This is a genomic window from Marinobacter albus (assembly GCF_030238305.1).
In the GTDB taxonomy this organism is placed as follows: domain Bacteria; phylum Pseudomonadota; class Gammaproteobacteria; order Pseudomonadales; family Oleiphilaceae; genus Marinobacter; species Marinobacter albus.
Genome location: NZ_JASSQD010000004.1, coordinates 1 through 23,711 on the forward strand (window position 1 = coordinate 1; position 23,711 = coordinate 23,711).

Annotated in this window: 20 protein-coding genes; 5 read left to right on the top strand and 15 right to left on the bottom strand. The window is 56.0% G+C overall.

What is annotated here, in order from left to right; translation table 11 throughout:
- Positions 1 to 281 precede the first annotated feature (281 nt).
- From QQF73_RS17785 to QQF73_RS17810, 6 genes are all read right to left on the bottom strand, one after another.
- Complete coding sequence (locus tag QQF73_RS17785; RefSeq protein ID WP_219868841.1) at positions 282 to 905, bottom strand: protein-methionine-sulfoxide reductase heme-binding subunit MsrQ; 624 nt, start codon at positions 903 to 905, stop codon at positions 282 to 284.
- A complete protein-coding gene (gene msrP, locus QQF73_RS17790) occupies positions 905 to 1,879 on the bottom strand; it encodes a protein-methionine-sulfoxide reductase catalytic subunit MsrP (RefSeq protein WP_219868840.1) in 975 nt (324 codons plus the stop codon). Before msrP ends, QQF73_RS17785 begins: the two co-directional genes overlap by 1 nt.
- Before the next feature lie 103 nt (positions 1,880 to 1,982).
- The gene (gene pssA, locus QQF73_RS17795; RefSeq protein WP_219868839.1) at positions 1,983 to 2,834 is read right to left on the bottom strand and encodes a CDP-diacylglycerol--serine O-phosphatidyltransferase; all 852 of its coding nucleotides are present in this window, start codon (positions 2,832 to 2,834) and stop codon (positions 1,983 to 1,985) included.
- An 89-nt stretch (positions 2,835 to 2,923) separates the two neighbouring features.
- Complete coding sequence (gene ilvC / locus QQF73_RS17800) at positions 2,924 to 3,940, bottom strand: ketol-acid reductoisomerase (RefSeq protein ID WP_218637556.1); 1,017 nt, start codon at positions 3,938 to 3,940, stop codon at positions 2,924 to 2,926.
- A 64-nt stretch (positions 3,941 to 4,004) separates the two neighbouring features.
- A complete protein-coding gene (gene ilvN, locus QQF73_RS17805) occupies positions 4,005 to 4,496 on the bottom strand; it encodes an acetolactate synthase small subunit (protein WP_070970156.1) in 492 nt (163 codons plus the stop codon).
- A gap of 2 nt (positions 4,497 to 4,498) precedes the next feature.
- Complete coding sequence (locus QQF73_RS17810) at positions 4,499 to 6,217, bottom strand: acetolactate synthase 3 large subunit (RefSeq protein ID WP_285369039.1); 1,719 nt, start codon at positions 6,215 to 6,217, stop codon at positions 4,499 to 4,501.
- Between the two features lie 517 nt (positions 6,218 to 6,734).
- Here QQF73_RS17810 and QQF73_RS17815 point away from each other — a divergent pair.
- The gene (locus tag QQF73_RS17815) at positions 6,735 to 7,208 is read left to right on the top strand and encodes a DUF4124 domain-containing protein (RefSeq protein ID WP_219868837.1); all 474 of its coding nucleotides are present in this window, start codon (positions 6,735 to 6,737) and stop codon (positions 7,206 to 7,208) included.
- Between the two features lie 54 nt (positions 7,209 to 7,262).
- On the opposite strand, the gene clpB is transcribed toward QQF73_RS17815, so the two are convergent.
- The 3 genes from clpB to rluD form a co-directional block, all read right to left on the bottom strand.
- The gene (gene clpB / locus QQF73_RS17820; RefSeq protein WP_285369041.1) at positions 7,263 to 9,839 is read right to left on the bottom strand and encodes an ATP-dependent chaperone ClpB; all 2,577 of its coding nucleotides are present in this window, start codon (positions 9,837 to 9,839) and stop codon (positions 7,263 to 7,265) included.
- Positions 9,840 to 10,008: 169 nt separating this feature from the next.
- Complete coding sequence (gene pgeF / locus QQF73_RS17825; protein ID WP_285369042.1) at positions 10,009 to 10,758, bottom strand: peptidoglycan editing factor PgeF; 750 nt, start codon at positions 10,756 to 10,758, stop codon at positions 10,009 to 10,011.
- On the bottom strand, positions 10,748 to 11,725 hold the full coding sequence (gene rluD / locus QQF73_RS17830; protein WP_219868834.1) for a 23S rRNA pseudouridine(1911/1915/1917) synthase RluD: 978 nt from the start codon (positions 11,723 to 11,725) through the stop codon (positions 10,748 to 10,750). The genes pgeF and rluD overlap by 11 nt, the downstream gene beginning before the upstream one ends.
- Positions 11,726 to 11,859: 134 nt before the next feature.
- Between rluD and QQF73_RS17835 the strand changes: the two genes are divergently transcribed.
- A complete protein-coding gene (locus QQF73_RS17835; RefSeq protein WP_219868833.1) occupies positions 11,860 to 12,693 on the top strand; it encodes an outer membrane protein assembly factor BamD in 834 nt (277 codons plus the stop codon).
- A gap of 22 nt (positions 12,694 to 12,715) precedes the next feature.
- On the opposite strand, the gene QQF73_RS17840 is transcribed toward QQF73_RS17835, so the two are convergent.
- Positions 12,716 to 14,380 carry an NAD+ synthase gene (locus tag QQF73_RS17840; protein ID WP_219868832.1) on the bottom strand — a complete coding sequence of 555 codons (1,665 nt, stop codon included), beginning with the start codon at positions 14,378 to 14,380 and terminating at the stop codon, positions 12,716 to 12,718.
- 93 nt (positions 14,381 to 14,473) lie between these two features.
- Here QQF73_RS17840 and QQF73_RS17845 point away from each other — a divergent pair, with 93 nt between their 5' ends.
- The 3 genes from QQF73_RS17845 (at position 14,474) to QQF73_RS17855 (ending at position 18,239) form a co-directional block, all read left to right on the top strand.
- Positions 14,474 to 16,117, top strand: a complete 1,644-nt coding sequence (locus QQF73_RS17845; RefSeq protein ID WP_219868831.1) for a sensor histidine kinase — start codon at positions 14,474 to 14,476, stop codon at positions 16,115 to 16,117.
- A gap of 56 nt (positions 16,118 to 16,173) precedes the next feature.
- Positions 16,174 to 17,562, top strand: a complete 1,389-nt coding sequence (locus QQF73_RS17850; RefSeq protein WP_219868830.1) for a sigma-54-dependent transcriptional regulator — start codon at positions 16,174 to 16,176, stop codon at positions 17,560 to 17,562.
- A 116-nt stretch (positions 17,563 to 17,678) separates the two neighbouring features.
- Positions 17,679 to 18,239: a GspH/FimT family pseudopilin gene (locus tag QQF73_RS17855; protein WP_219868843.1), complete on the top strand. Its 561-nt coding sequence runs from the start codon at positions 17,679 to 17,681 to the stop codon at positions 18,237 to 18,239.
- 38 nt (positions 18,240 to 18,277) lie between these two features.
- Here the strand turns inward: QQF73_RS17855 and QQF73_RS17860 are convergent, their stop codons facing one another.
- Genes QQF73_RS17860 through QQF73_RS17880 form a run of 5 tightly spaced genes read right to left on the bottom strand, consistent with a single transcriptional unit; the run spans position 18,278 to position 23,708 of the window.
- Complete coding sequence (locus QQF73_RS17860; protein ID WP_285369043.1) at positions 18,278 to 18,730, bottom strand: type IV pilin protein; 453 nt, start codon at positions 18,728 to 18,730, stop codon at positions 18,278 to 18,280.
- 6 nt (positions 18,731 to 18,736) lie between these two features.
- A complete protein-coding gene (locus QQF73_RS17865) occupies positions 18,737 to 21,685 on the bottom strand; it encodes a pilus assembly protein (protein WP_285369044.1) in 2,949 nt (982 codons plus the stop codon).
- Complete coding sequence (locus QQF73_RS17870; protein ID WP_219868827.1) at positions 21,682 to 22,077, bottom strand: hypothetical protein; 396 nt, start codon at positions 22,075 to 22,077, stop codon at positions 21,682 to 21,684. The genes QQF73_RS17865 and QQF73_RS17870 overlap by 4 nt, the downstream gene beginning before the upstream one ends.
- A gap of 37 nt (positions 22,078 to 22,114) precedes the next feature.
- A complete protein-coding gene (locus QQF73_RS17875) occupies positions 22,115 to 22,570 on the bottom strand; it encodes a pilus assembly PilX family protein (protein WP_219868826.1) in 456 nt (151 codons plus the stop codon).
- Between the two features lie 52 nt (positions 22,571 to 22,622).
- Positions 22,623 to 23,708 carry a PilW family protein gene (locus QQF73_RS17880; protein WP_219868825.1) on the bottom strand — a complete coding sequence of 362 codons (1,086 nt, stop codon included), beginning with the start codon at positions 23,706 to 23,708 and terminating at the stop codon, positions 22,623 to 22,625.
- Between the last annotated feature and the right edge of the window lie 3 nt (positions 23,709 to 23,711).

Below are 23,711 nucleotides of genomic sequence, written 5' to 3' on the forward strand. Positions count from 1 at the left end.
CCCGGCTTACTGCTTGTTTCGAGAGGGCGCATTCTACACCGAACCACCTCTCTGTCAACCGCTTTCTGAAGAATTTTTAAGCTCGATTTCTTCAGTACTTTCAAACAGTTGCCTTCGTCGGTTAGCCGCCTTTCAGTGGCTTGTTCCTCAGAAGTGGTGCGCATTCTACAGGCGTCAGAAAAACTGTCAACGCGGTTTTCAAATTAATTACAGGAAGTCGCGGTTTCCACCTATAAACGAGCCATCTGCGCGAGCATTCTGATCAAATACCGAACAAGTTGTTACCGTTTCAGAGGCACCAGGGCGCCCCACCCTGCCCAGCGCCAGCGGAGCGCAAGGAGCCAGACAACGATAACGGCATAGAACACCATCTCCCCGACATCGCTTCTGGCCTGCCAGATGAAATGAATCCAGGCCACAACCACCGCAAGGTAGATCAACCGATGAAGCCGTTTCCAACGCGCCCCACCCAGCTTTCGCACCATCCCTTTGGTAGAGGTGATCGCAAGAGGAACGAGACAAAGGAAGGCCATGGCACCGGCAATAATGTAAGGACGTTTGGTGAAGGTTACCCACAGGTCGAACCATCCCACGATAAACTGAAGGAACGCCAGAACATGGAGGATGGCATAGAAAAACGCGAACAGCCCAAGCATTCTGCGAATACGAAGCCAACCGCTCCAGTCAGTCCAGCGCTTCAGAGGCGTCATGCAAAGTGTCGCCAGGAGCAACTGGAATGCCGCGAGACCCAGCGACTCGGTTATCGCCTGCCCCGGGTCAGGTCCCAGGTCCCCGAGGAAAAGGCTCCAGAGCAACGCAAAAAACGGTATCGACGCCAGTGCTGCCGCGGATATCCGAAAGCCCAACAAGAAAGCCGGACTCCGACGCCAATCAACGCCCACCATCAGTAAAACTTCCGGAGATCCATTCCCTCATATAAATGCGCGACCTGGTCTCCGTACCCATTAAATTTCTCTGTTTCAACCCAGTTTGGAGACAGCAATCCTGATGGCAGGCGTCGCTCCCGCTTCTGACTCCAACGGGGGTGGTCCACCTCCGGGTTCACGTTGGCGTAAAACCCGTATTCCCGGGGCGCAATCATTTCCCAGGTGGTTTTGGGCCGCTCCTCCTGGAAACGAATTTTCACGATCGACTTGATACTCTTGAAGCCATACTTCCAGGGGACCACCAAGCGAATCGGCGCGCCGTTCTGCTTTGGAATGGTTTTGCCGTAGAGGCCAACTGCCAGAAAGGCCAGTTCGTTCATCGCCTCGTCCATCCGAAGCCCCTCCTGATAGGGCCAGTCAATAGTGCTGAACATGGATCGCTGCGCACGCATCTGTTCGGGGTCATGCAGGGTTTCAAAATAGACGTACTTGGCTTTCGAGTTGGGCTCAAAGCGCTCTAAAACCTCGGCCAATGGAACGCCAATCCAGGGGATCACCATGGACCACGCTTCGACACAGCGCAGACGATACACCCGCTCCTCGTACCGATGCGGCTCCAGAACATCTTCAAGTCCATAGACACCCGGCTTTTCGCACTCACCTTCCACAGCGATGGACCAGGGATCGACGGACATCTCATCGGCATACCGCGCCGGGTCATCCTTCCCGGTTCCAAACTCATAAAAGTTGTTGTAACGAATGACGTCTTCATAAGGGGTCTTCTCCTCGTCAGTCGAGAAACGGGATGTGCTGGAGAAAACCAGGGACTCCCCCTGTTCCGGCAAGGCAGCAGCCGGCAGCAAGCCAGGCACCGCAAGGCCGGCGACACCGGCCATGGCCCCGGACATGAATCGGCGACGATCGAGGTAGATACGTTCCGGTGTTACGAGGGAATGGGGAAGCGCCCAGGAGGGGCGTTTATTTATGAACATCGAAACTCTCCGTTACCAGCCACCAAGGTGTCTTGTAGTGGGATGATTGACCGGAAGTTTCGCGCAAAATTCCCGGGTCCCAGGGGACCCGGGCTTAGCGTGCCTAGGCAGAAGCGTCCGCATTGCGACGGGGCTTCTTTCTGAACAGAGCACGAACAGGACCGGACAATGCGTAAATCAGGAATGCAGTGAAAAGTACGGTTGCCGGGTCGAGAGCGATCACCACAAAGATCAACACCACCAGCAAGATCGCTGCAAAGGGCACGCGCCCGCGCATGTCGAGATCCTTGAAGCTGCGATAGAGGACGTTGCTGACCATCATCACCCCCGTACCACCGACCACGACAATGGTCAGTAGCGTCAGCCATGAAGCCGGCTCGAACAGATGGAAACACCACACCAGGCCCGCGACACAGGCCGCGGCAGCGGGACTGGGCAAACCAACAAAGTACTTCTTGTCGACCGAACCGATCTGGACGTTAAAACGCGCCAGACGCAGGGCCGCGCCGGCTACATAGATAAAGGTAATGGCCCAGCCAACCTTACCAAGGCCATTCAGCGACCAGAAAAAGGCCACCAGCCCGGGGGCCACACCAAACGCAACCATATCGGCGAGAGAATCGTATTCCTCGCCGAACTTGCTCTGCGTGTTGGTCATCCGAGCTACACGGCCATCGAGTCCGTCAAGAATCATGGACACGAAAATGGCAACCGCCGCGTTATCAAACACGCCGTTGGCGGCAGACACAATGGCGTAGAATCCCGAGAACAGGGATGCCGTGGTCAGGGCATTGGGCAGCAGGTAGATACCCTTTCGGCGCACCGGCGCGCCCTCGACCAGCTCCTCCTCAACAACCTCACCGGCTTCGATTTCGCATTCGGAAGTCTGTGCTTGGACCTCTTCCGATGAATCGCTCCGAGCTTCTAGATCGGCAGATTTTTTTTCGTCAGTCATTCCCATTACTCCGGAAAGCATTTGGGCGGAGTATATACGAAAAACGCGGCCACCCGGGCCGCGTTTTGCAGAACCAGTCGGAAATCCGATCAGTTCTTATCCTTGTCCACGATCTTGTTCGCGGAAATCCACGGCATCATGCCGCGCAGTTTTTCACCCACGGTTTCAATCTCGTGAGCAGCGTTCTGGCGACGACGCGCGGTCATGGACGGGTAGTTGAGCGCACCTTCGGAGATAAACATCTTGGCGTACTCACCGCTCTGGATACGCTTCAGCGCGTTGCGCATGGCTTCACGGGACTGCTCGTTGATCACTTCCGGGCCGGTCACGTACTCACCATACTCCGCGTTGTTGGAGATGGAATAGTTCATGTTGGCGATGCCGCCCTCGTACATCAGGTCAACGATCAGCTTCAGCTCGTGCAAGCACTCAAAGTACGCCATTTCCGGCGCATACCCGGCTTCGGTCAGCGTTTCAAAGCCGGCTTTCACCAGCTCAACCGCGCCGCCACACAGGACCGCCTGCTCACCAAACAGGTCGGTTTCGGTCTCATCCTTGAAGGTGGTTTCAATGATACCGGTACGACCGCCGCCAATACCGCTGGCGTATGACAGAGACACGTTCTTGGCATTGCCAGAAGCATCCTGGAAAATCGCGATCAGATCAGGGATGCCGCCACCGTTGGCAAACTCGGTGCGCACGGTGTGGCCCGGGGCCTTCGGCGCCACCATGATCACATCGAGATCCTTGCGCGGCACGATCTGGTTGTAGTGGATCGCAAAGCCGTGAGCGAAGGCCAGAGTTGCCCCCTGCTTCAGGTTCGGCTCAATCTCAGCCTTGTACAGCTGGGCCTGGAACTCATCCGGGGTCAGCACCATGACCACGTCAGCAGCTGCGACGGCTGACGGTACGTCGCTGGTCTTAAGGCCATAGGCTTCGGCCTTGGCAATCGAGGAGGACCCCGGACGCAGCCCAACGGTTACGTCTACACCGGACTCCTTCAGGTTGCACGCATGAGCATGACCCTGGGAACCGAAACCAATGATGGCAACTTTCTTGCTCTGGATGATCGAAAGATCACAATCCTTATCGTAGTAAACCTGCATGACAAACCTCTGTTATTTGTAATGGCCCCACCGGGCCATGATGTTCGAACTTAATAAATGACCGTTACAGACTGAGCACTTTCTCGCCGCGCGCTATGCCGGATACACCGGTACGAACGACTTCCAGGACTCCCGAGGTACCGACGGCCTGGATGAATCCGTCCAGCTTTTCGCTGTCGCCCGCCAGCTGAACCGTGTACACAGAACTGGTAACGTCGACAATCTGGCCACGGAAAATATCCACGGTGCGTTTGATTTCGGCGCGCTGTGAGCCGGTGGCCTTGAGTTTCACCAGCATCAACTCCCGCTCAATGTGGGACCCTTCTGTCAGGTCCACCAGCTTGACCACCTCAATCAGCTTATTCAGCTGCTTGGTAATCTGTTCGATGACCTTGTCGGATCCCGTGGTGGTTACGGTCAGACGTGACAGGGTCTCGTCTTCCGTCGGCGCCACGGTTAGCGTTTCGATGTTGTAGTTGCGCTGGGAGAACAGGCCCACAACACGCGACAGCGCGCCGGGTTCGTTTTCCAACAAAACAGAAATGATTCGACGCATGATCACACCCTCTCTGTCTTGCTGAGCCACATGTCTTTCATGGAGCCACGGGCAACTTGCATCGGATAGACGTGCTCGAAACGATCAACGTAGATATCCACGAACACCAACTCGTCCTTCATGGCCAGCACTTCTTTCAGCTTGGCTTCCAGATCGGCTTTCTTGTCGATCAGGACGCCCTTATGGCCATAAGCTTCTGCCAGCTTTATGAAATCCGGCAAAGACTCCATGTAGGACTGGGAATGACGGGACTCATAGTTCATGTCCTGCCACTGCTTGACCATGCCAAGAGCCTGGTTGTTCAGGTTGATGATTTTCACCGGCAGATTGTACTGCTTGCAGGTCGACAGCTCCTGAATGTTCATCTGGATACTGCCTTCGCCTGTGATACACAGCACTTCGTCGTTCGGGTGCGTCAGCTTGACGCCCATGGCGGCCGGCAAACCAAAGCCCATGGTGCCCAGACCACCGGAGTTGATCCAGCGATTGGGTTTGTCGAACTTGTAGTACTGCGCAGCAAACATCTGGTGCTGGCCGACATCGGAGGTCACAAAGGCTTCACCGTTGGTGAGCCGGCACAGCATTTCGATCACTTCCTGCGGCTTGATAACATCGTCACTGGTTTCGTAACGCATGCCATGGAAAGCGCGCCATTCCTCGATCTGCTTCCACCAGGAACCCAGCGCATCCGCATCCGGCTTTTCCTTGCTTTCCTTCACCAGAGACAGCATTTCCTTCAACACCGCATCCACCGGCCCGACGATGGGAACGTCGGCGTCGATGGTCTTGGAAATGGACGCCGGATCGATGTCGATGTGGATAATGCGAGCGCCGGGACAGAACTTCTCGGTGGCGTTGGTCACACGGTCATCAAAGCGTGCGCCGACGCAGAGAATCAGATCCGAATGGTGCATGGCCATGTTGGCTTCGTAGGTGCCGTGCATACCGAGCCAGCCCAGGTGCTGCTTGTCACTGGCCGGAAAACAGCCGATACCCATCAGGGTATTGGTGATCGGGTACCCGAGCGTGCGGACCAACTCCGTCAACTGATCTGAAGCCTTGCCAAGAATCACACCACCGCCGGCGTAGATGATTGGACGACGTGCCGCCAGCATCATATCCACCGCTTTCTTGATCTGGCCTGCATGGCCACGAATCGCGGGGTTGTATGAACGCAGCTTTACCTTCTTCGGATAGGAGTACTCATACCGCTCGTTCGGCGTGGTCATATCCTTGGGGATATCGACAACGACCGGACCCGGGCGACCGGTCGCGGCAATGTAATACGCCTTGCGAACCACCTCGGGAATTTCTTCCGGATGACGGACGCTGAGATTGTGCTTCACCACAGGGCGGGAGACACCGATCATATCGGTTTCCTGAAACGCGTCTTCGCCAATCAGAGTGGACGCAACCTGACCACACAGGACCACCATTGGGATGGAATCCATGAATGCGGTGGCAATGCCGGTAATAGTGTTGGTGGCTCCAGGACCCGAGGTCACCAGTACGGTGCCCGGCTTTCCGGTCGCGCGCGCATAACCGTCGGCCATGTGGACCGCCGCCTGCTCGTGCCTTACCAGAATGTGTTTGACTTTGTCCTGCCTGAACAGCGCATCATAAATATGAAGGGCTGCACCACCCGGATAGCCGTAGATGTATTCGATCCCTTCATCCTGCAAGGAGCGAATGAGCATATCGGCACCAGACAATAACTCCACGATTTTCTACCCTCTTCATACGAGTGAATGAGCCGGGACCACGCCCGGTTGCCTGGATTCACGGTTTCCCTGCTTCTTGTGAAAGCGGAACCGGCTGCTCCTCCACACTTTGTAAGAGGTTGTCTCCTGGCCAGCCGCCCTCCTGAGGGTTGCGGAGAACGGCCAATCAACGGGTTGCACGTAAGCAACAACCATCCCGCGACAGAACCGCGAGGCGTTCAGTGTGGTGTTTAACGGGGGATACTCGCTCGGGATTGCCTGCCGTATTGACCCCAGTCTTCAGGCAATCGGTAATTCTGACAGCGCGAAACTCCCTGTCAATAGTCGTCACGGCTTTATAGCGCCTTTATCGCCAAAGGTATGCCAGCTTGGATCAATTCTGGAACAGAGTTTTGAACCAGACAGAAGAAAAAAGACGATATGGATGGCATGATAGCCTTGCAGCTACAGAAAGACGGGCCCGGTTACCCAGGTTTTGACCTGCACCGGGAGCAGTGACCACATGATGAGTAGACCCATGAACAAAAAAATCCTGACGCTGACCTTGTTATTGGCCGTTGTACCGGGTATTTCGATGAGCGCTTCTGTCTATAAATGGACCGACGAAAACGGGGTGACTCACTTTGGGGATCGACAGCCTAACGGAAAACAATCGGAAAAAGTGAATGTGCGCTCGGGCACGACAGCAAAGTCTGCAAGCAAAAAACAAAGTCCGCAAGAGCGCTTGAGTGAAGTACAGAAAGATCAGGAGAACGACGCAGTTACGCGTCGGGAAGCGGCTGAGAATGAAGCACGCTCAAAACAGCGTGCCGCAAACTGTGAAACAGCTCGATCCAACCTGGAGATCATTGACAGCAACGCGCGTATTCGTGTTCAGGATAACGGCGAACAACGCTACCTGTCTCCCGAAGAGATCGCGGACCAGCGGCAAAAGTTCCAGGAAATCGCGGACGAAAATTGCGGCCCCGAAAACCTGGAGGCTGCGCAGTAAACCCGATATCAGATCGAGGCGGAGCATCGGGAAGACGATGCTCCGCCAGCAACGTTAAGCCTTTGAGAACTCCAGCCTGTGATCCTTCACGGTGCCAAGGATGGTGTCACCGGACACAAACTCCCCTTGTAAAAGCCGTTGCGCCAACGGATTCTCTATCATCCGCTGGATTGCCCGCTTCAGGGGACGAGCCCCGTAGACCGGGTCGTAACCGACCTGCGCCAGAAGTTCCATGGCCGACTCATCCAACTCCAGCCTCATGTCCTGCTCCTTCAGCCGCTTGCTCAGGGACTCGATCTGAATCTTCGCGATGCCAAGGATCTGGTTTTCCGCCAGCGGGTGGAAGACCACGACTTCATCCACACGGTTTATGAATTCCGGGCGGAAGTGTGTGCCCACGACTTCCATCACCGCGTTCTTCATGGATTCGTAATTTTCCTCACCCGCTTTCTGCTGAATGATGTCCGAACCCAGGTTCGAGGTCATCACAATCACCGTGTTGCGGAAGTCGACCGTGCGGCCCTGACCATCTGTCAGGCGTCCGTCTTCAAGCACCTGCAAAAGAATGTTGAAGACATCCGGGTGGGCCTTCTCCACCTCATCCAGAAGCAGAACCGAATAAGGCCGACGACGCACGGCTTCAGTCAGGTACCCGCCTTCCTCATAACCAACATAGCCAGGAGGTGCACCAATCAGCCGGGCAACGGAGTGTTTCTCCATGAACTCCGACATATCGATACGGACCATGGCCTCCTCGGTATCAAACAGGAATGCCGCCAGCGACTTGCAGAGCTCGGTCTTACCCACCCCGGTCGGCCCGAGGAACAGGAAGGACCCGTTCGGACGATGGGGATCGGACAGCCCGGCCCGTGAGCGACGAACGGCATTGGAAACCGCTTCAACGGCCTCATCCTGGCCAATGACGCGGCCATGCAGCGCCTCCTCCATGCGCATCAGCTTGTCCCGCTCACCCTCGAGCATTTTCGACACCGGAATGCCCGTCCACTTGGAGACGATTTCGGCAATTTCCTCGTCGGTAACCCGATTGCGCAGCAGCTTCATTTCCATCATTTCGGCCTGGCTGGCCATGTCCAGCTGACGTTCCAGCTCGGGAATCTGGCCGTACTGCAGCTCGGACATCTTGCCGAGATCCCCGGCCCGGCGAGCGTTCTCGAGATCAATCCGCGCCTGTTCCAACTGGCTCTTGATCTTCTGGGAGCCGTGCAGGGCGGCCTTCTCGGTGTTCCAGACCTCTTCCAGATCGGCGTACTCGCGCTCAACCCCGGCAATCACCCCGGACAGCTCCTCCAGGCGCTTCTTCGACGCCTCATCGGTTTCTTTCTTGAGGGCTTCCCGCTCTATCTTGAGCTGAATGAGCCGACGCTCGAGACGATCAAGGGCCTCCGGCTTGGAATCCATTTCCATGCGAATCTGACTCGCGGCCTCGTCCACCAGATCGATCGCCTTGTCTGGCAACTGCCGATCGGCAATGTACCGGTGGGAAAGCTTGGCCGCTGCAATAATGGCGCCATCGGTAACTTCAACACCGTGGTGCACTTCGTAGCGCTCCTTCAGGCCACGGAGAATGGCGATGGTGTCTTCCTCGTTCGGCTCGCTCACCAGCACCTTCTGGAAACGTCGCTCCAGCGCCGCATCCTTTTCAATATTCTCCCGGTACTCATCCAGAGTGGTCGCACCCACACAATGCAACTCACCGCGGGCAAGCGCCGGCTTGAGCATGTTACCCGCGTCCATGGAGCCCTCGGCTTTACCGGCGCCGACCACGGTATGAATCTCATCGATAAACAGGATGACCTGGCCTTCCTGCTTGGACAATTCGTTCAGCACCGCCTTGAGGCGCTCCTCGAACTCACCCCGGAACTTGGCACCCGCGATCAGCGCTCCCATATCGAGGGAGAGCACTTTCTTGTCCTTCAGACCGTCAGGGACCTCCCCGTTGACGATGCGCTGGGCCAAGCCCTCGACAATGGCAGTCTTGCCGACACCCGGCTCACCAATGAGGACCGGATTGTTCTTACGGCGACGCTGCAACACCTGTATCGTGCGGCGGATTTCATCGTCTCGACCGATGACCGGATCAAGCTTGCCCGCCTCGGCACGTTCGGTAAGGTCAATGGTGTACTTGTCCAAGGCCTGCCGGTTTTCCTCGGCGCTGGCGTCGTTCACAGCCTCACCGCCCCGAACCTCGTCAATCGCCTGTTCCAGAGCGGCCTTGTCCACGCCCTGCTCACGGAGCACACGGCCGAGGGTGCCCCGGTCTTCCAGCGCAGCCACCAACATCAGTTCGCTGGAAATAAACTGGTCCTGACGCTTCTGGGCCAGCTTGTCGGCAATATTGAACAGACGCCCCATGTCATTGGACATGGAGACATCGCCTGCGGAACCCTGCACTTCTGGCAGATGCTCAATTTCCCGCGCGATGGCCTGGCGGATTCGACCCGGCTCCGACCCGGCCTGTTTCAACAACGGCTTGATCGAACTCCCCTCCTGATCCAGGAGAGCCTGCATAAGGTGTACCGGCTCGATAAAATTGTGGTCCTTGCCCACCGCAAGCGATTGCGCATCCGCTAGCGCGGTTTGCAACCGGCTGGTCAGCTTGTCGATTCTCATAAATTCTATTCCCCAATTCGTCTATCCGGGAGGTCAGCGAAGCACTCGGCTCAACCAACATCCGCATTGCTTTGCTCTTAAATGTAAGGGCAAGCGAGGGGACTTCAAGCGGGCCCACCGCCAAACTGTCAGAAAATTGACGGGAGTCATCCGGTTGGGCGGAAAGCGCTCAGCCATCCAGCCAGATGAGAGTGGCCATCCGGCCAGTTCGGCCATCACGGCGGTAAGAGTAGAAACGGTTTGAATCAGAAACCGTGCAGAGGGGATTTCCGTATATCGCATCCACCCCGACCGATTCCAGCCGTTGCCGGGCCAGGCGATAGATATCTGCCATGAAGTGGCCTGGACGGGCACCCTGCTGCGAGAAGGCGTCAGCAGCCCCGGCGTTTCGGGCGATGAACGCCTCACGGACTTCAGGGCCAACCTCAAAATGCTCGGATCCGATAGCCGGGCCCAGCCACGCCATCAATTCCGTGGCGGGCTCGTCAAAACACCTCACCACCCTCTCCAGCACGCCATTACAGAGGCCACGCCAGCCAGCATGAGCCGCTGCAACCCGGGTACCCGCCCGGTTGCAGAGCAGTACCGGCAGGCAGTCGGCCGTGAGAATAGCGCAGACCTGGCCCGGTCGGGCCGTAACAGATGCGTCGGCGACCGGCACTCCTTCTGCGGGAAGTGTGACCACGTCAGTGCCGTGCACCTGGGATAACCAGCCAAACGCGCCGGTTGAGAGCGACAGCCTGTCGGCTACCCGCCGACGGTTTGCCTCCACGTGATGCGGATCATCCTCGACGTGCGTGCCCAGATTGAGCGAGTCCCAGGGTGGAAGGCTCTCCCCGCCCTGCCGGGTGGTACAGACCGCGCGAACCTTGGTAGGCGCCGGCCATTCTGGCCAAATCAACTCCGGCTCAGTATTCACTGCTTTCCAGGTCCTTCACGTGTTTGCGCAACGCTGCCATGAGCTCAACCATATCGTCCGGAAGCGGCACCTCCCACGACATGGTTTCGCCGGTTTCGGGGTGTTCCAGCGTTAACTTGCGGGCGTGCAAGGCCTGACGATTGAATGCCGCCAACGCCTCACGCAGCTCCTCGGTCGTGCCTTTGGGAAGGCGCAGGCGTCCCCCGTAGAGCGGATCACCCACCAAGGGGTGCTTGACGTGGGCCATGTGTACACGGATCTGGTGCGTGCGCCCACTCTCCAGTTTGCAGCTGATGTGGGTATGAGCGGCAAACCGCTCGACCAGCCGGTAGTGCGTTACCGCAGGCTTCCCGGACGGCACAACTGCCATTTTCTTGCGTTCACGGGGATGCCGACCGATGGGTGCATCCACCGTCGAGCCACCTGTCAGAGTGCCAACAACCACCGCATCGTATTCACGACCCATGGTTCGGGTCTGAAGCTGATCAACCAGCGAGGTATGCGCAATCAGGCTGCGCGCCGCCACCATCACCCCGGACGTATCCTTATCGAGCCGGTGCACGATTCCGGCTCGCGGTAGATTCTCCACTTCCGGCGCATAATTCAACAGCGCGTTCACCAGCGTCCCGTCAGCATGGCCAGCCGCAGGGTGCACCACGAGCCCGGCCGGTTTGTTGATTACCAGGAGGTGCTCGTCCTGGTAGACAATGTCGAGCGTGATTTCCTCTGCCTGCCAACTGACCTGGGCCTCCGGCTCGGCATCAAGTTCCAGCCGATCGTCAAGCATGACCTTGTCCCGAGGCTTGCGGGCCTGGCCATTAACGGTCAGAGCACCGCTCTTGATCCAGGTTTGCAACCGCGAACGGGAATGTTCGGGCATCAATTCAGCCGCGGCCTGATCCAGCCTCCGATCACTCAACTCCGGCGGTACAACAAAGCTGGCGGTAATTCGATTTTCAGATGACATTAAGCCCCCGGGGCCGGTGTGTGTTACGTTTCGGAAAGAATTTTTCAAACCAAGAGGCACAGTCTGCACATACGGCGTCTTCCCCGCTACAATGGCCCTCTTTTGAATTTATCGACATTATACGGGATTCCGGCATGAGATCAGTTGTCCGTTTACTCCTACTGGCCACACTGGTGGTGTTGGTCAGTGCGTGCGCCTCCAACCAGGAGGAAGAAGTACTGCCGGAGAAAACCTACTACGACAACGCCCGTGAGGCGATGAACTCCGGCAATTTCAACGAAGCCGAAGAAAACCTCGACTCACTCGAGACCTACTACCCCTTCGGCCGCTATGCCGAGCAGGCCCAGCTTGACCTGATTTACGCCCGTTACCAGAACCTTGACCTGGAGGGTGCCCGTGCCGCCGCAGACCGTTTTCTCCGGCTTAACCCCCAGAGCGACCACGCAGACTACGCGCTTTACATGCGCGGCCTCTCCTCCTACAACCTCGACATCGGTCTGGCAGCACGCTATTTTCCGATCGATGTCGCAGCACGGGATCCCGGTGAGCAAAGCCAGGCCTTTCGGGACTTTTCCGAATTACTGAATCGGTATCCGGACAGCCAGTACATTGCCGATGCACGCCAGCGCATGATTGCCATCCGCAATCGAATGGCGCAACTGGAAATATTCGCCGCACGCTATTACATCAAGCGCGAAGCCTACGTGGCCGCCAACAACCGGGCCCGCTATGTCGTGGAAAACTACCCCACATCGCCAGTGGTTGAGGAAGCATTGATCATCCTGGCGGAAACTTTCCGTTTTCTTGATCTCAAGAAAGGTGCCGAGGATGCCGTTGCCCTGCTGCGGACCAACTTCCCCAACAGCGAAGCATTCAATGCAGACGGGGAATTCGAGGCCGACGTGCTGAAAGGCGAGAACCGATCTCTGTCCAGCGTCGTCACGTTCGGCCTTATGGGCGACGAATAGAGAAACCATCACCCTATCGATGTTATTTGCCGCTCTTCCATCCGTTGGTGATGGGATAGCGGCGATCCTTCCCAAAGCCCCGCTCCGTGATCCGGACGCCGATTGGCGCCTGACGACGCTTGTACTCGTTGATATCCACCAATCGGATCACCCTGTCCACATCGGCGCGATCGAAGCCCTCGGCTACGATGGCATCGGCACTGAAATCCCGCTCGACGTATAGGTTCAGAATCTGATCCAGAATGTCGTATCCCGGCAGACTGTCCTCGTCCTTCTGATCCGGCGCCAGTTCCGCCGAAGGCGGACGGGTAATGACACGCTCCGGAATGACCTGCGACACGGTGTTGCGGTAGATTGCCAGGCGAAACACGAGCGTCTTGGGTACATCCTTCAGGACGTCAAATCCTCCGGCCATATCACCGTACAGCGTTGAATACCCCACCGCCATCTCACTCTTGTTGCCGGTAGTGAGGACCAGCGAGCCAAACTTGTTGGACAGGGACATCAGCAGCACGCCGCGCAAACGCGCCTGCAGGTTTTCTTCTGTGGTATCCGGGCTGGTACCCTCGAACGGGCCGGACAGGGTCGCCATAAAGGCGTCGTACATGGGCTCAATGGAGAACACATCGTATTGCACACCCAATGCCACCGCTTCGGCTTCGGCATCCTCCAGGCTCATGCTGGAGGTATAGCGGAAAGGCATCATAACGGCCCTCACCCGGTCCTTGCCCAACGCATCAACTGCAACCGCCAGAGTGACGGCGGAATCGATGCCGCCTGAGAGCCCGAGCACCACCGATTTGAACCCGTTCTTGTTCACGTAGTCTCGCACACCGGTCACCAGTGCACGGTAAACGTTTTCCTCCAGAGAAGGCTCGTCAGGCAAGGGACGGGAGACAGGCTGGCAGTGGTGCTCACAGAGGAAATCAACCGGGAACAGCCCTTCCTGGAACTGCGGTGCCTCAACCGCAAGTGCACCCGAGTGATCAAACACCATGGAGCCGCCATCGAACACCAGTTCATCCTGCCCTCCAACCAGGTTGACGTAGGCAATGCTCACAAGATTTTCCCGGGATTTACGTTCCAGCAGAGCTTTTCGACGAGCCTGTTTGTCGACGTCGTAGGGAGAGGCATTAAGATTCAGAATCAGGCGGGCACCGGCGTGAGCAGCCTCTTCTACCGGACCGTCTTTCCAGATGTCCTCACAGACCGTTATCCCAACCGGCACCCCCCGGATATCCAGAGTCACCACATCACGACCCTCGGCGAAATATCGTTTCTCGTCAAAGACCTGATAGTTGGGTGGAAAACGTTTGAAATAGCGCCCGGTCACAGTCCCGTTTTCAATAACAACCGCTGCGTTATACAGGAGCGCCCCTTCCCGAAGAGGGGCTCCGATTACAATGGCTGGGCCGAGGCTCTCTTGCTGAAGCCTTTCAAGAGCCTCATGGACCCGAACCTCAAGACTCGGCCTGAGTAGCAGGTCCTCTGGCGGGTAACCGGTCAGACACAGTTCAGGAAACACCACAACATCCGCCTGGTGCTCATCCGTGGCCCGTCGGGTCGCATCAATTATGAGATCCGTGTTCCCGGGGATATCCCCTACCAGAAAATCGAGCTGGGCCATGACGACCCGCAAATTCTTGGGGGAAGTGAGAGGGGAAGATGCATTCCCGGAAACGGACATAAATCGGCTCCTGTAACTCATTGCCACGAAAAGGCTATTATAACCCCGCAAGCGCAAGGATTTCTCCCGACCATCAGCGGATTCCTGTAAACCATGGCAGTAGAACAAGCTTCAATGGCAGATAACAGCGTACGAAAGCCTTCGGATGTGCAGCAGGTAAAGCTGTTTCGCATCTATAACCACTACCGGCTGGTGGTTAGCCTGATGCTAATGGGGCTGCTCTTTCTGGACCCGGCCAATTTCGATACACGCTTTCGACTGCTGGATTACTACCAGGCTGGCGTTGCCGGCTATCTGGGCCTGAACACATTTATCGCCTTCACCATCCTCGCTGGTTTCAAGCCCAGCCAGCGTCACATCACTCTTTCAATTCTTCTCGATATTCTGGTGATGCACTGGCTGCTGTTCACCAGCACAGGCATCACAAATGGGCTCGCCAACCTTGTCATCGTCTCGGTTGCGGCGGGTAACATCCTGACGCCCAGCCGGTTGGGGACTTTCTACGCGGCGCTTGCCGCCATCTGCTCATTGAGCATTTCCAGCTGGGCTGTGTTGACGCTGGGTGAATCCGGTGATGACATCGTTCGAGCCGGTTCCCTTGGCATACTCTACTTTGCGACCGCCTTTGCGCTTCAGTATATTTCCCGGCGCATGATGCGCAGCGAGGCACTAGCCAGCAGCCGTGCGCAAAGCATCGCGGAACTCGAGCAGATCAATCAGCAGATTATCCAGCGCATGCGGACCGGCATCCTGGTTCTGGACCGATACGGCCAGATACGACTGGTGAATGCTGCTGCGGAGGAACTCCTGTTCGGCGCGCCATCTGATGACCCCGTGCGACTGGGCGCCGCCCGGATTCTGCCCCAGCCCTTGAAGCTCGGACTGGAGTCCTGGATTAAAGATCCCACGCGCCGGATCGAACCGTTCCAGCCATTTCAGACCTCCCCCGTTCTTCAGGCGAATTTCACCCAGTTGGACCAGAATCGGGGCGATCAGATACTCGTTTTCATTGAAGATATGAGCAAGGTTACCCAACAGGCCCAGCAAATGAAGCTGGCGTCTTTGGGCCGTCTGACCGCCGGCATCGCCCATGAAATTCGCAATCCTCTGGGCGCGATCAGTCACGCGGCTCAGTTGATGGAGGAATCCCCGCACCTTGACCAGGGGGATCACCAGATGCTCGACATCATTCGTCGCCACTCCCGACGGGTGAACGGCATCGTCGAAAATGTCCTGGATCTTTCGCGCCGACGCGCAGCCCATACCGATCTGACTGAGGTCCGGCCCTGGCTTGAGGAGTTCCGGGCCGACTACCTTCAAACCCAGGATGAGGAATCTGCGCAATCGATCATCGATTTGACCGTTGATTCGGATGTGCCCTTCGCCAGGTTCGACAAAAGTCAGATCGAACAGGTCATGGTGAACCTTTGCGATAACGGCCTGCGCTACAGCCATCAGCAAACAGGCGAGCGAAAGATTTCACTGCATGCCGGAGCGACGGTAGATGGCGAGCGGGCCTACGTTGAGGTCCGGGATGTTGGTCCAGGCATTGCTCCAGAGCATCACAGCTCGGTTTTCGAGCCCTTTTTCACCACCGACAAGAGCGGAACGGGCCTCGGCCTTTATCTGGCCCGGGAACTGTGCGAGGCTAACCAAGCCCACTTGTCGCTGGTGGAGGATGACCTGTCCGGCTGCTGTTTCCGCATTACTTTTGCCCACCCGGGGCGACTGATCTGAACCGGCGCCGGCAGAGATCGAGCGCCTGAAGAACGACCTGGAACCGATAGACAACGATGACTACTCACAACGCGCTGATTGTTGACGACGAACCGGACATTCGGGATCTTCTGGAGATCACGCTCACCCGCATGGGCATCAAGGCGCAGACCGCCCCGGATCTGGCTAGCGCCCGAAAGCTCCTGGAAGAGCACACCTTCCATTTATGCCTTACCGACATGAATCTTCCCGACGGCAACGGCATTGAGCTTGTACAGTGGATCCAGCAGCACACACCGGCAACACCGGTTGCTGTGATCACCGCCTATGGCAACATGGACACTGCCATCGAATCGCTCAAAGCGGGCGCGTTCGATTTCGTCTCCAAGCCAGTGGAATTACCCAGGCTGCGGGAACTGGTGAGCAGCGCGTTAAAGCTACCCCAGCCCAAGGCGGAAAAGGACACCGACGAGGACGAACCCGGCCTCTTGCTGGGCAACTCTCCCCAGATCCGAAAGTTACGGAACCAGACGCGAAAACTGGCAAGAAGCCAGGCGCCGGTTTTTATCAGCGGGGAATCGGGCAGCGGCAAGGAACTGGTCGCGCGCATGATCCACCTCCAGGGCCCTCGCCGAGACGGACCGTTTATCGCGGTTAACTGCGGTGCCATTCCGTCAGAACTGATGGAAAGTGAGTTCTTCGGCCACAAAAAGGGCAGTTTTACCGGCGCGGTTGAAAACAAGGACGGGCTGTTTCGCTCTGCCAACGGTGGCACGCTCTTTCTCGACGAAGTAGCGGACTTGCCTCTCGCCATGCAGGTAAAACTGCTGCGGGCGATCCAGGAAAAAGCGGTAAGGCCCGTGGGAGATACCAAGGAAGTGCCAGTGGATATCCGTGTACTCAGCGCCACCCATAAGAACCTGCCTGAGCTGGTTCAGCAAGGCAACTTCCGCCAGGACCTGTTTTACCGGATTAACGTCATCGAACTTGCAGTACCGCCACTTCGTGACCGGGTCGACGATATCGCCCTGCTGGCCAGACATATTCTCGAACGGATCGCACGGGAATACGAGTGCGATCCAGCCACGTTAACTTCTCAGGCCCTCGAACGACTGCAGGGCTACGACTTCCCCGGCAACGTCCGGGAGCTTGAAAACGTCCTGGAGCGTGCCTTCACCCTATGCGATGAAGACGCAATCGATGCGGACGATCTGCACCTGGGCAATGGCGTGCCGCCATTCGCCTCAGTAACGGGCATGAGCACTGCCCCACAGGAAATCGAGGGGGGGAGCATTCCCGTGCCGGACGGAGAAATTGACCTCGAAGGGTTCCTGGAATCCATCGAACGACAGACCATTGAAAAGGCACTCGAGGCGACCCGCTGGAACAAGACGGCTGCAGCCAAGAGACTGGGGATCAGTTTTCGTGCGCTGCGATATCGATTGAAGAAACTGGAGATGGAGTAACACTTCAGCACCAGCTGCGTCCTCCAGCATTCCCTAAGTGGTTTGGCTTCAATATAATCCATTGCCCGGCAGGACGCCGGGCAAGAACCAAGACAGACTTACAAGGAACGTAACCAATGCACGCCACAAGGAGATTGGCAGGCTATACCCTGCCCGAACTCATCATAACGATTGCCATACTTGGCATTCTGTCCTCTTTAGCGGTTCAAGGTTGGAACACTGCGTTAGAAAAAAGCAGACATCGAACTGTCCTTGAAAGCTATCACAGCCTGTTTGCCTTCGCGCGCTGGGCTGCTGCGAGCAAACACACGCTGATCACCCTTTGCCCGCTCTCAGACCAAAACAGGTGTATGGACGACTGGCAAAAGCCCATATCTGTTTTCATTGACAAAAACAACGACAAAAAACCGGACAATGACCAGGTGCTGAAAATTTTTGCCCCGCCTGGCTATCCTTTTAGAACTCGTTCAAGAACAGCGGGACGGGGCTACTTTCAATTTAACCAAAAAGGATTTGCTTACGGCGCAATAGGAAGTCTCGTACTTTGCCCAGCTGACGTTAGAACCGGAACCATGACCTACCTGGCCGTCAACATGGTTGGACGATTCCGAGTGCAATCAGATGAGGACGGGGACGGACTGATCGAACTTCACTGGGGTACTGAAATTCGGTGCTAAAAGAAAAAAGCCGGTTTCCCAACCGGCTTTTAAAGGCTTCAATCTGTCCAGGTATTTTCGCCGGCTCCGAAGCCGCCAACGTTGTCACTGTCCCACCGGCGCACACCGGTAGAGTCCAGCTCCAACATACCATCTCCTGCCTGAGCCCCTTTGGGCGCTGCGCGAAGGGTAAAGGAGGTTGCATCCGCGGCATGAATGGTTAGGTCGTAATACTTATTGTCGCCGTCCAAGGGTGCCTCATCGGGGTATATAGCGGGTGCACCGGTATCCCCACCGCCACTGGCCGCACCCTCATAGCTGTTGTTCGATGCATAATGCCTCTCCATGGCCGCCGCCAGGCCCATCAAGGCTCCCTGAGCATCGGAGCGCCTCGTTTTATCGACATGATCCATGTAGCTTGGATACGCAATCGCGGCAATGATGCCAATGATGGCCACTACGATCATCAATTCGATCAGGGTAAAGCCAGACTGCCCCTTCTGTGATCTCATCAAACCTTAATCCTCATACCAATAGGTTTCTACAACACCCTTGACTGGGTCGATGGTCTTACACTCGGTACCAATACAGATCACGTCGGTGTCCTCAACCCTCATCCTCTGGGGGGTCGGCGGCAGTCCGGCTGTGGTGAGTTCCTGGTATCGGTCATTCTTCGTCAATGCATCGTCGCCATTCAGTCCGTCATAATTATGAACTGCTCTGCCATCCAGCGCCGAGATATGATAAAGCCGTGAGGTCCCTGTCGGAGGCAGACAGGGGTTATCGCTAGCCTTGGGTTCGTAGGTTGTCACGTAAATTTCGTTATTGATCGTGGTGCTTTCGGACAGAACCTTTTCTCCCGCATTCTCCAGCCGAATATACCAGCCCTTGCTGCCTGCCAGGGCTGTAGCAGCCTCATTACGCGCTGTCTCCGTAGATCCCTCTTGAATGGTGTTATCCGTTGCATCATACAAATCGCCCTCGGTGACGGGGTCTGGATAAAGAATCCTTTCTTCATTGGGATCACTCGGATCAATTGGGGCTGAACCAACAGCTTCAATTTTCAGCATATACAAACGTTCTGAAATCGACGTGCTCAACGGGTGAGCCTGATAACCAGAGCCAATTACCAGACCAAAATAGCGCTGGCCTCCGATTTTGACGCCGAACAGATCGGGGGTGTGATAGAAACGACGGTTGCCCGCTTCTGTGGAATCGGCCAGATCCGCGATTGGAGCCCCCGTGACGACCAAACTGTTACCTTGGGTGGAGTCACCAAGGTCGAAGCGGAAAATCTGACCGCCCATATCGCCAACATAAATCTGGTCTACCAAACCGTCTCCATTCACATCCAAAGCTTTGGGGGAGGCGGGAATGCTGTACTGCATCTGGGCCAATTCCAGATCAGCCCCACTGTTAGATGGGCCAGCCCACCAGATAAGCGAACCCGTCTCCGCATCCACGATATACAAGGCTCGACCTTCATCGTCGGCGGTACGGGTCGTTACATCATCCTGATCTGGATCGTAGCCCCCCCCGAAAATCAGAACGTCCTCAACAGAATTGCCAATCTGGATTTTAGTTTTCACCGGCGTGGACCAGGTTTGGGCCAACTCCTCGAATCCGGTTGTGGCATTTGCTCCACCGGTAATTGACCACATCAGTTTAGGCGAAGAGGGACTGGTCACATCCAGCGCATAGTAACTTCTGCCACCACGGCGCATCCCGGAAAAAATGCGGGCGAAGTCGTCATCTGCCGCTTTGATGGCTCCATCAAAGTTATCATCGTGTACCCATTTGACGACCGACCCATCCATGCCATAAATCTTGCTGGAATTTTCGGTGCTGCTCATCATAGACCTTTGATTTTTTAGCAATTCACGGGGAATAAACGAGAAGTGACTGTCACCGCTATCGCCATCCACACCGTGAATGAACCCCTGGTTATCGCTGTAGTAAATAGTCGTAACCTGAGGGTTGGCTGTGGCGTCATAAATAACCAGCTGTGGAACAGAATGGAGAGGATCTGCAAGCAGCTTTCGGGCATCGCTTGTATCCGAGTCTCCATCCTCGTCATTAACATCGACACCACGCGTCCATTGAATAACCTTTTCGAACTCGGCATCCGCGATGGTGCTGTCGCCGAAATCCGCTTTCGTCAAATTGGTATTCGTGGTCACGACCCGATTTCCCGTGTCGGTCAGATCCGCTTTGTTGGATGCCAGGTTTGAATAGACTTTTCTTTCGGAAGTAACTGCAGGCAGTTGGGACGCGGCTCCGCCCAGGCTCACATCAGGGCCGTCAACATCAGGGCTCCACCAGCTCTTTGCTGTCTCTTTAAAAAAGCCCGTTGTGTTGTCGATCGCAGGGTTATCATTGACATCCACAATGACCGCAACGTTCTTGCCTGAGCTGTCCTGACGGACATCCAGCTTATAACGCTTCAGGTTACCATCCCAGACGGCGCCCTTATCCGAACGGAAAAGAGCGTAATAGAGGGTATTCAAATGGTTTAATCGGTCAAAGGTGTTAATCGCCACGCCGGGCGAGACATAGGTGGTGCCTTGAGCCTTCACAGCCTGGTAAATCTTGTCGAAAGCTGCTTCGAGCCCGACCTGATCATTAGCCAGGTAATAACTTCCATCACCAGCTTCGGCGGCATCCGACAATAGCGCCTGCCCCTGAGTGAAGCCAACTGTGTGCGTAATCACGTACTGATCGCCGTCCAGAGAATCACTGAGATCCTTATCTGCCAGGAAGCCGGCAACCTCGTCTAGACAGCTCCCATTCGAGTCCGCCGTGTTCCCATCACCACACGATTTGCCAATATACTTTCCGATGGCGGTATCGGTGTCATCTGCCGTGGGGGCACCGTCGGTCAGAAAAACAGCATAGTTTTTCTGACACTGGTAAGTTACCGGCGAAACATAGGAGTCACCTGTCGTGTTGACGACCGAATCGATCGGAGCATCGTCGTAAGACGGGGCATCCCCTCGGAAATAGCGGGCGGTCTCGGCAAGAGTTTCAGCCAGCGGGGTATTACCCACAGGAGTAAGCCCTTCGATGAGCCCCTTCAAGGTGGTTGCATTGTCGACCACATCCACGGGGGCAGAGAGGATGTGACCACCGCTTTCCGTCTCACGATAACAGTTGTCGTTGGTATCACACCTCGTGTCGATGTTGAACCTCATCACCCCGATGTTCACATCTTGCATCTTGTCGATGAGGTTCTTGGTGACGGTCTGAACAACACTCATGCGTGTTTCGGTGTCGCTGCCCCCCACCTTGGTACCCATGCTGCCTGAATTATCTATGATGAACATGATATTCGGCTTTACGATCTGAGAGGTTCCCGGCGGAGTGAAGAAGATTTCAGTGTCGTCGGCCTGAAGAGGGCTTGTCATCGTGGCGGAAAAAACTGTTGCCGCCACTGCAACGATCAGACGGATATTGATGCGCGCTTTCATTGCTCATCACCTCCAGGATAAAGAACACCCGGGAATGACACACGATGTGCCATACCGGTGGGCTCATATATATGAATGACTCCGGGCATTCCATTCAGGCTGGTCATCTCTTTACCATCAAGCCGACGCCCCCCTGCCGCCTCAACCACCAGGCCCCGCGCCGGCAGAATAGTACCGGAAGGACAACCGGGACAGCCTTTTCCCTTGATGCCAACCACATCGCCGCCGGCGTTAACTATCAACTCGATTGCCCTCGCTTCCATCGCTACGTAGGGAGAGTCGATTAACTGGCCGGATGGTTCCTTGGCCAATGCCACCACGCCCACGGTCATCAGCAGCGCAACGATGCCCGCTTTTAATCCCGCCACGGAATACATCCAGACTTTGCTCATCTTTGCCCCCAGGGGTCACTCCCCCTAATTTCTGAAATCAATAGTATTCGATACCCTTGAACACTCGTGCCGATGCCCCGGTGTTGGCCACGCTTGCCTCACCTTCCAGCTCGTAGCGAAAGCCCTTCAACTGGTTGGAGCTCTCATTTGCGTCCATGGAGCTGCCGCTGGTAATGATGACCTCGCCGAGATAACGAGCCTGATAGCTCCCGCTAACACCGTTCCCCGGATCAATGGTGATGTTGGTACGGTCGCTCTTCCCCGAGGAATTTTGCATCGATTGGCGCAGCACCGTAAGGTCATTTGCATAAACATCGTCCATCAACGACCTGACGGTACTTTCTGCCGCCTGGAACGCCCTGTTTGAATTCTGGGAATTAACCGCCATCCGCTCCTGCATGACCGAGGTATTCATTCCCGCAACGCCGATCAGCGTCAGCACCAACAGAACGATCAGGGAAACGATAAGCGTGGCCCCACGCTCCCTGGACATTGACAAAGAATTCTTGTGTTTACTTATCATTTGATCACCACCAATCGGTCCATCAGTCACGATTACGAAGCATTACTGTCGATACAAATGTTCGACGAAGACGACGATCTTCCGGGTGCGTGACCGTACCCCCACCGCTAGCTTCGGTAATAACCTCACCTGGAAGCGCGTAATCCGAAGTGTCGTCATTATCCCGGACAGGGTCAGCGTTACTGATCAGCATCCCGATTCTGAGAGCGACTACATTGGCCATATCTCCGACCTCGTCTGCTGGGCGGTAACGAACATTATTGGTGGCTAGCAGTTCGCCGTATTCGACCTGTAGATTCTCCACGCCTTCAACAATTTCCTCGGGCTGAAGCAGACTTCCGTCGAGATTGTTGACTTGTCGGTATAAGGCAAGAATGTCGTTGCCTTGGGAATCATTTCTTCCGGTATCAGCAACGAAATAAACAGAGGAAGAGAAACGCATGATGCGCGCGGAATCCGTGTATTCCTGACTCAAGCGGTTGGTACTGTTTACATTATTTGCGTGGGCCCACGTGTCAGAGGACGGTTTGCTTGAAATGCGAAACAGGTCTGCAGCTTCGCAATCCGATATCATCACGATGTCATTCTGGGCAAACCTCACAACATCATCACCCTTAACCTGAACGTTGGCGTTCGCCGCAGTCATATTTCCAGACAGCTCGATCGCCATGGACTCCCCGCGCTGGACTGAAATCACATCACTGCCCACGACAGCTCCCGACTCAACGGTCGTACCGTCGAATTCGGTACCATCCGCCCAGGCCCCATCAGTAACTTCCCAGCCTCGAAGAGTCGTCTCGAAAAAATCGGATGTCGGAGGGTTGTTCGCAATGATGTTCAAGGTTACGTCATCCGGATCGGCGCAACCTTGAAAACCCACCATTCGCATGTCACGGGTCATTATGTCAGTCGCTATCCTGGCGGCTTCCTGAGTTCGGGCAAGCGAGGTGCCGACCCGGGAGGTTCGACTGGAATCCAGGTAGACAGTAAATATGCCGAAGATGAGAGTGGCGCTGAGCGCAAGAGCGATCATCAGCTCCACAAGAGAAAGGCCACTCTGAGTCTTCCTCAATTTGGCGATTAACCTTACGTCAGTTGCCCCTTTCATGTT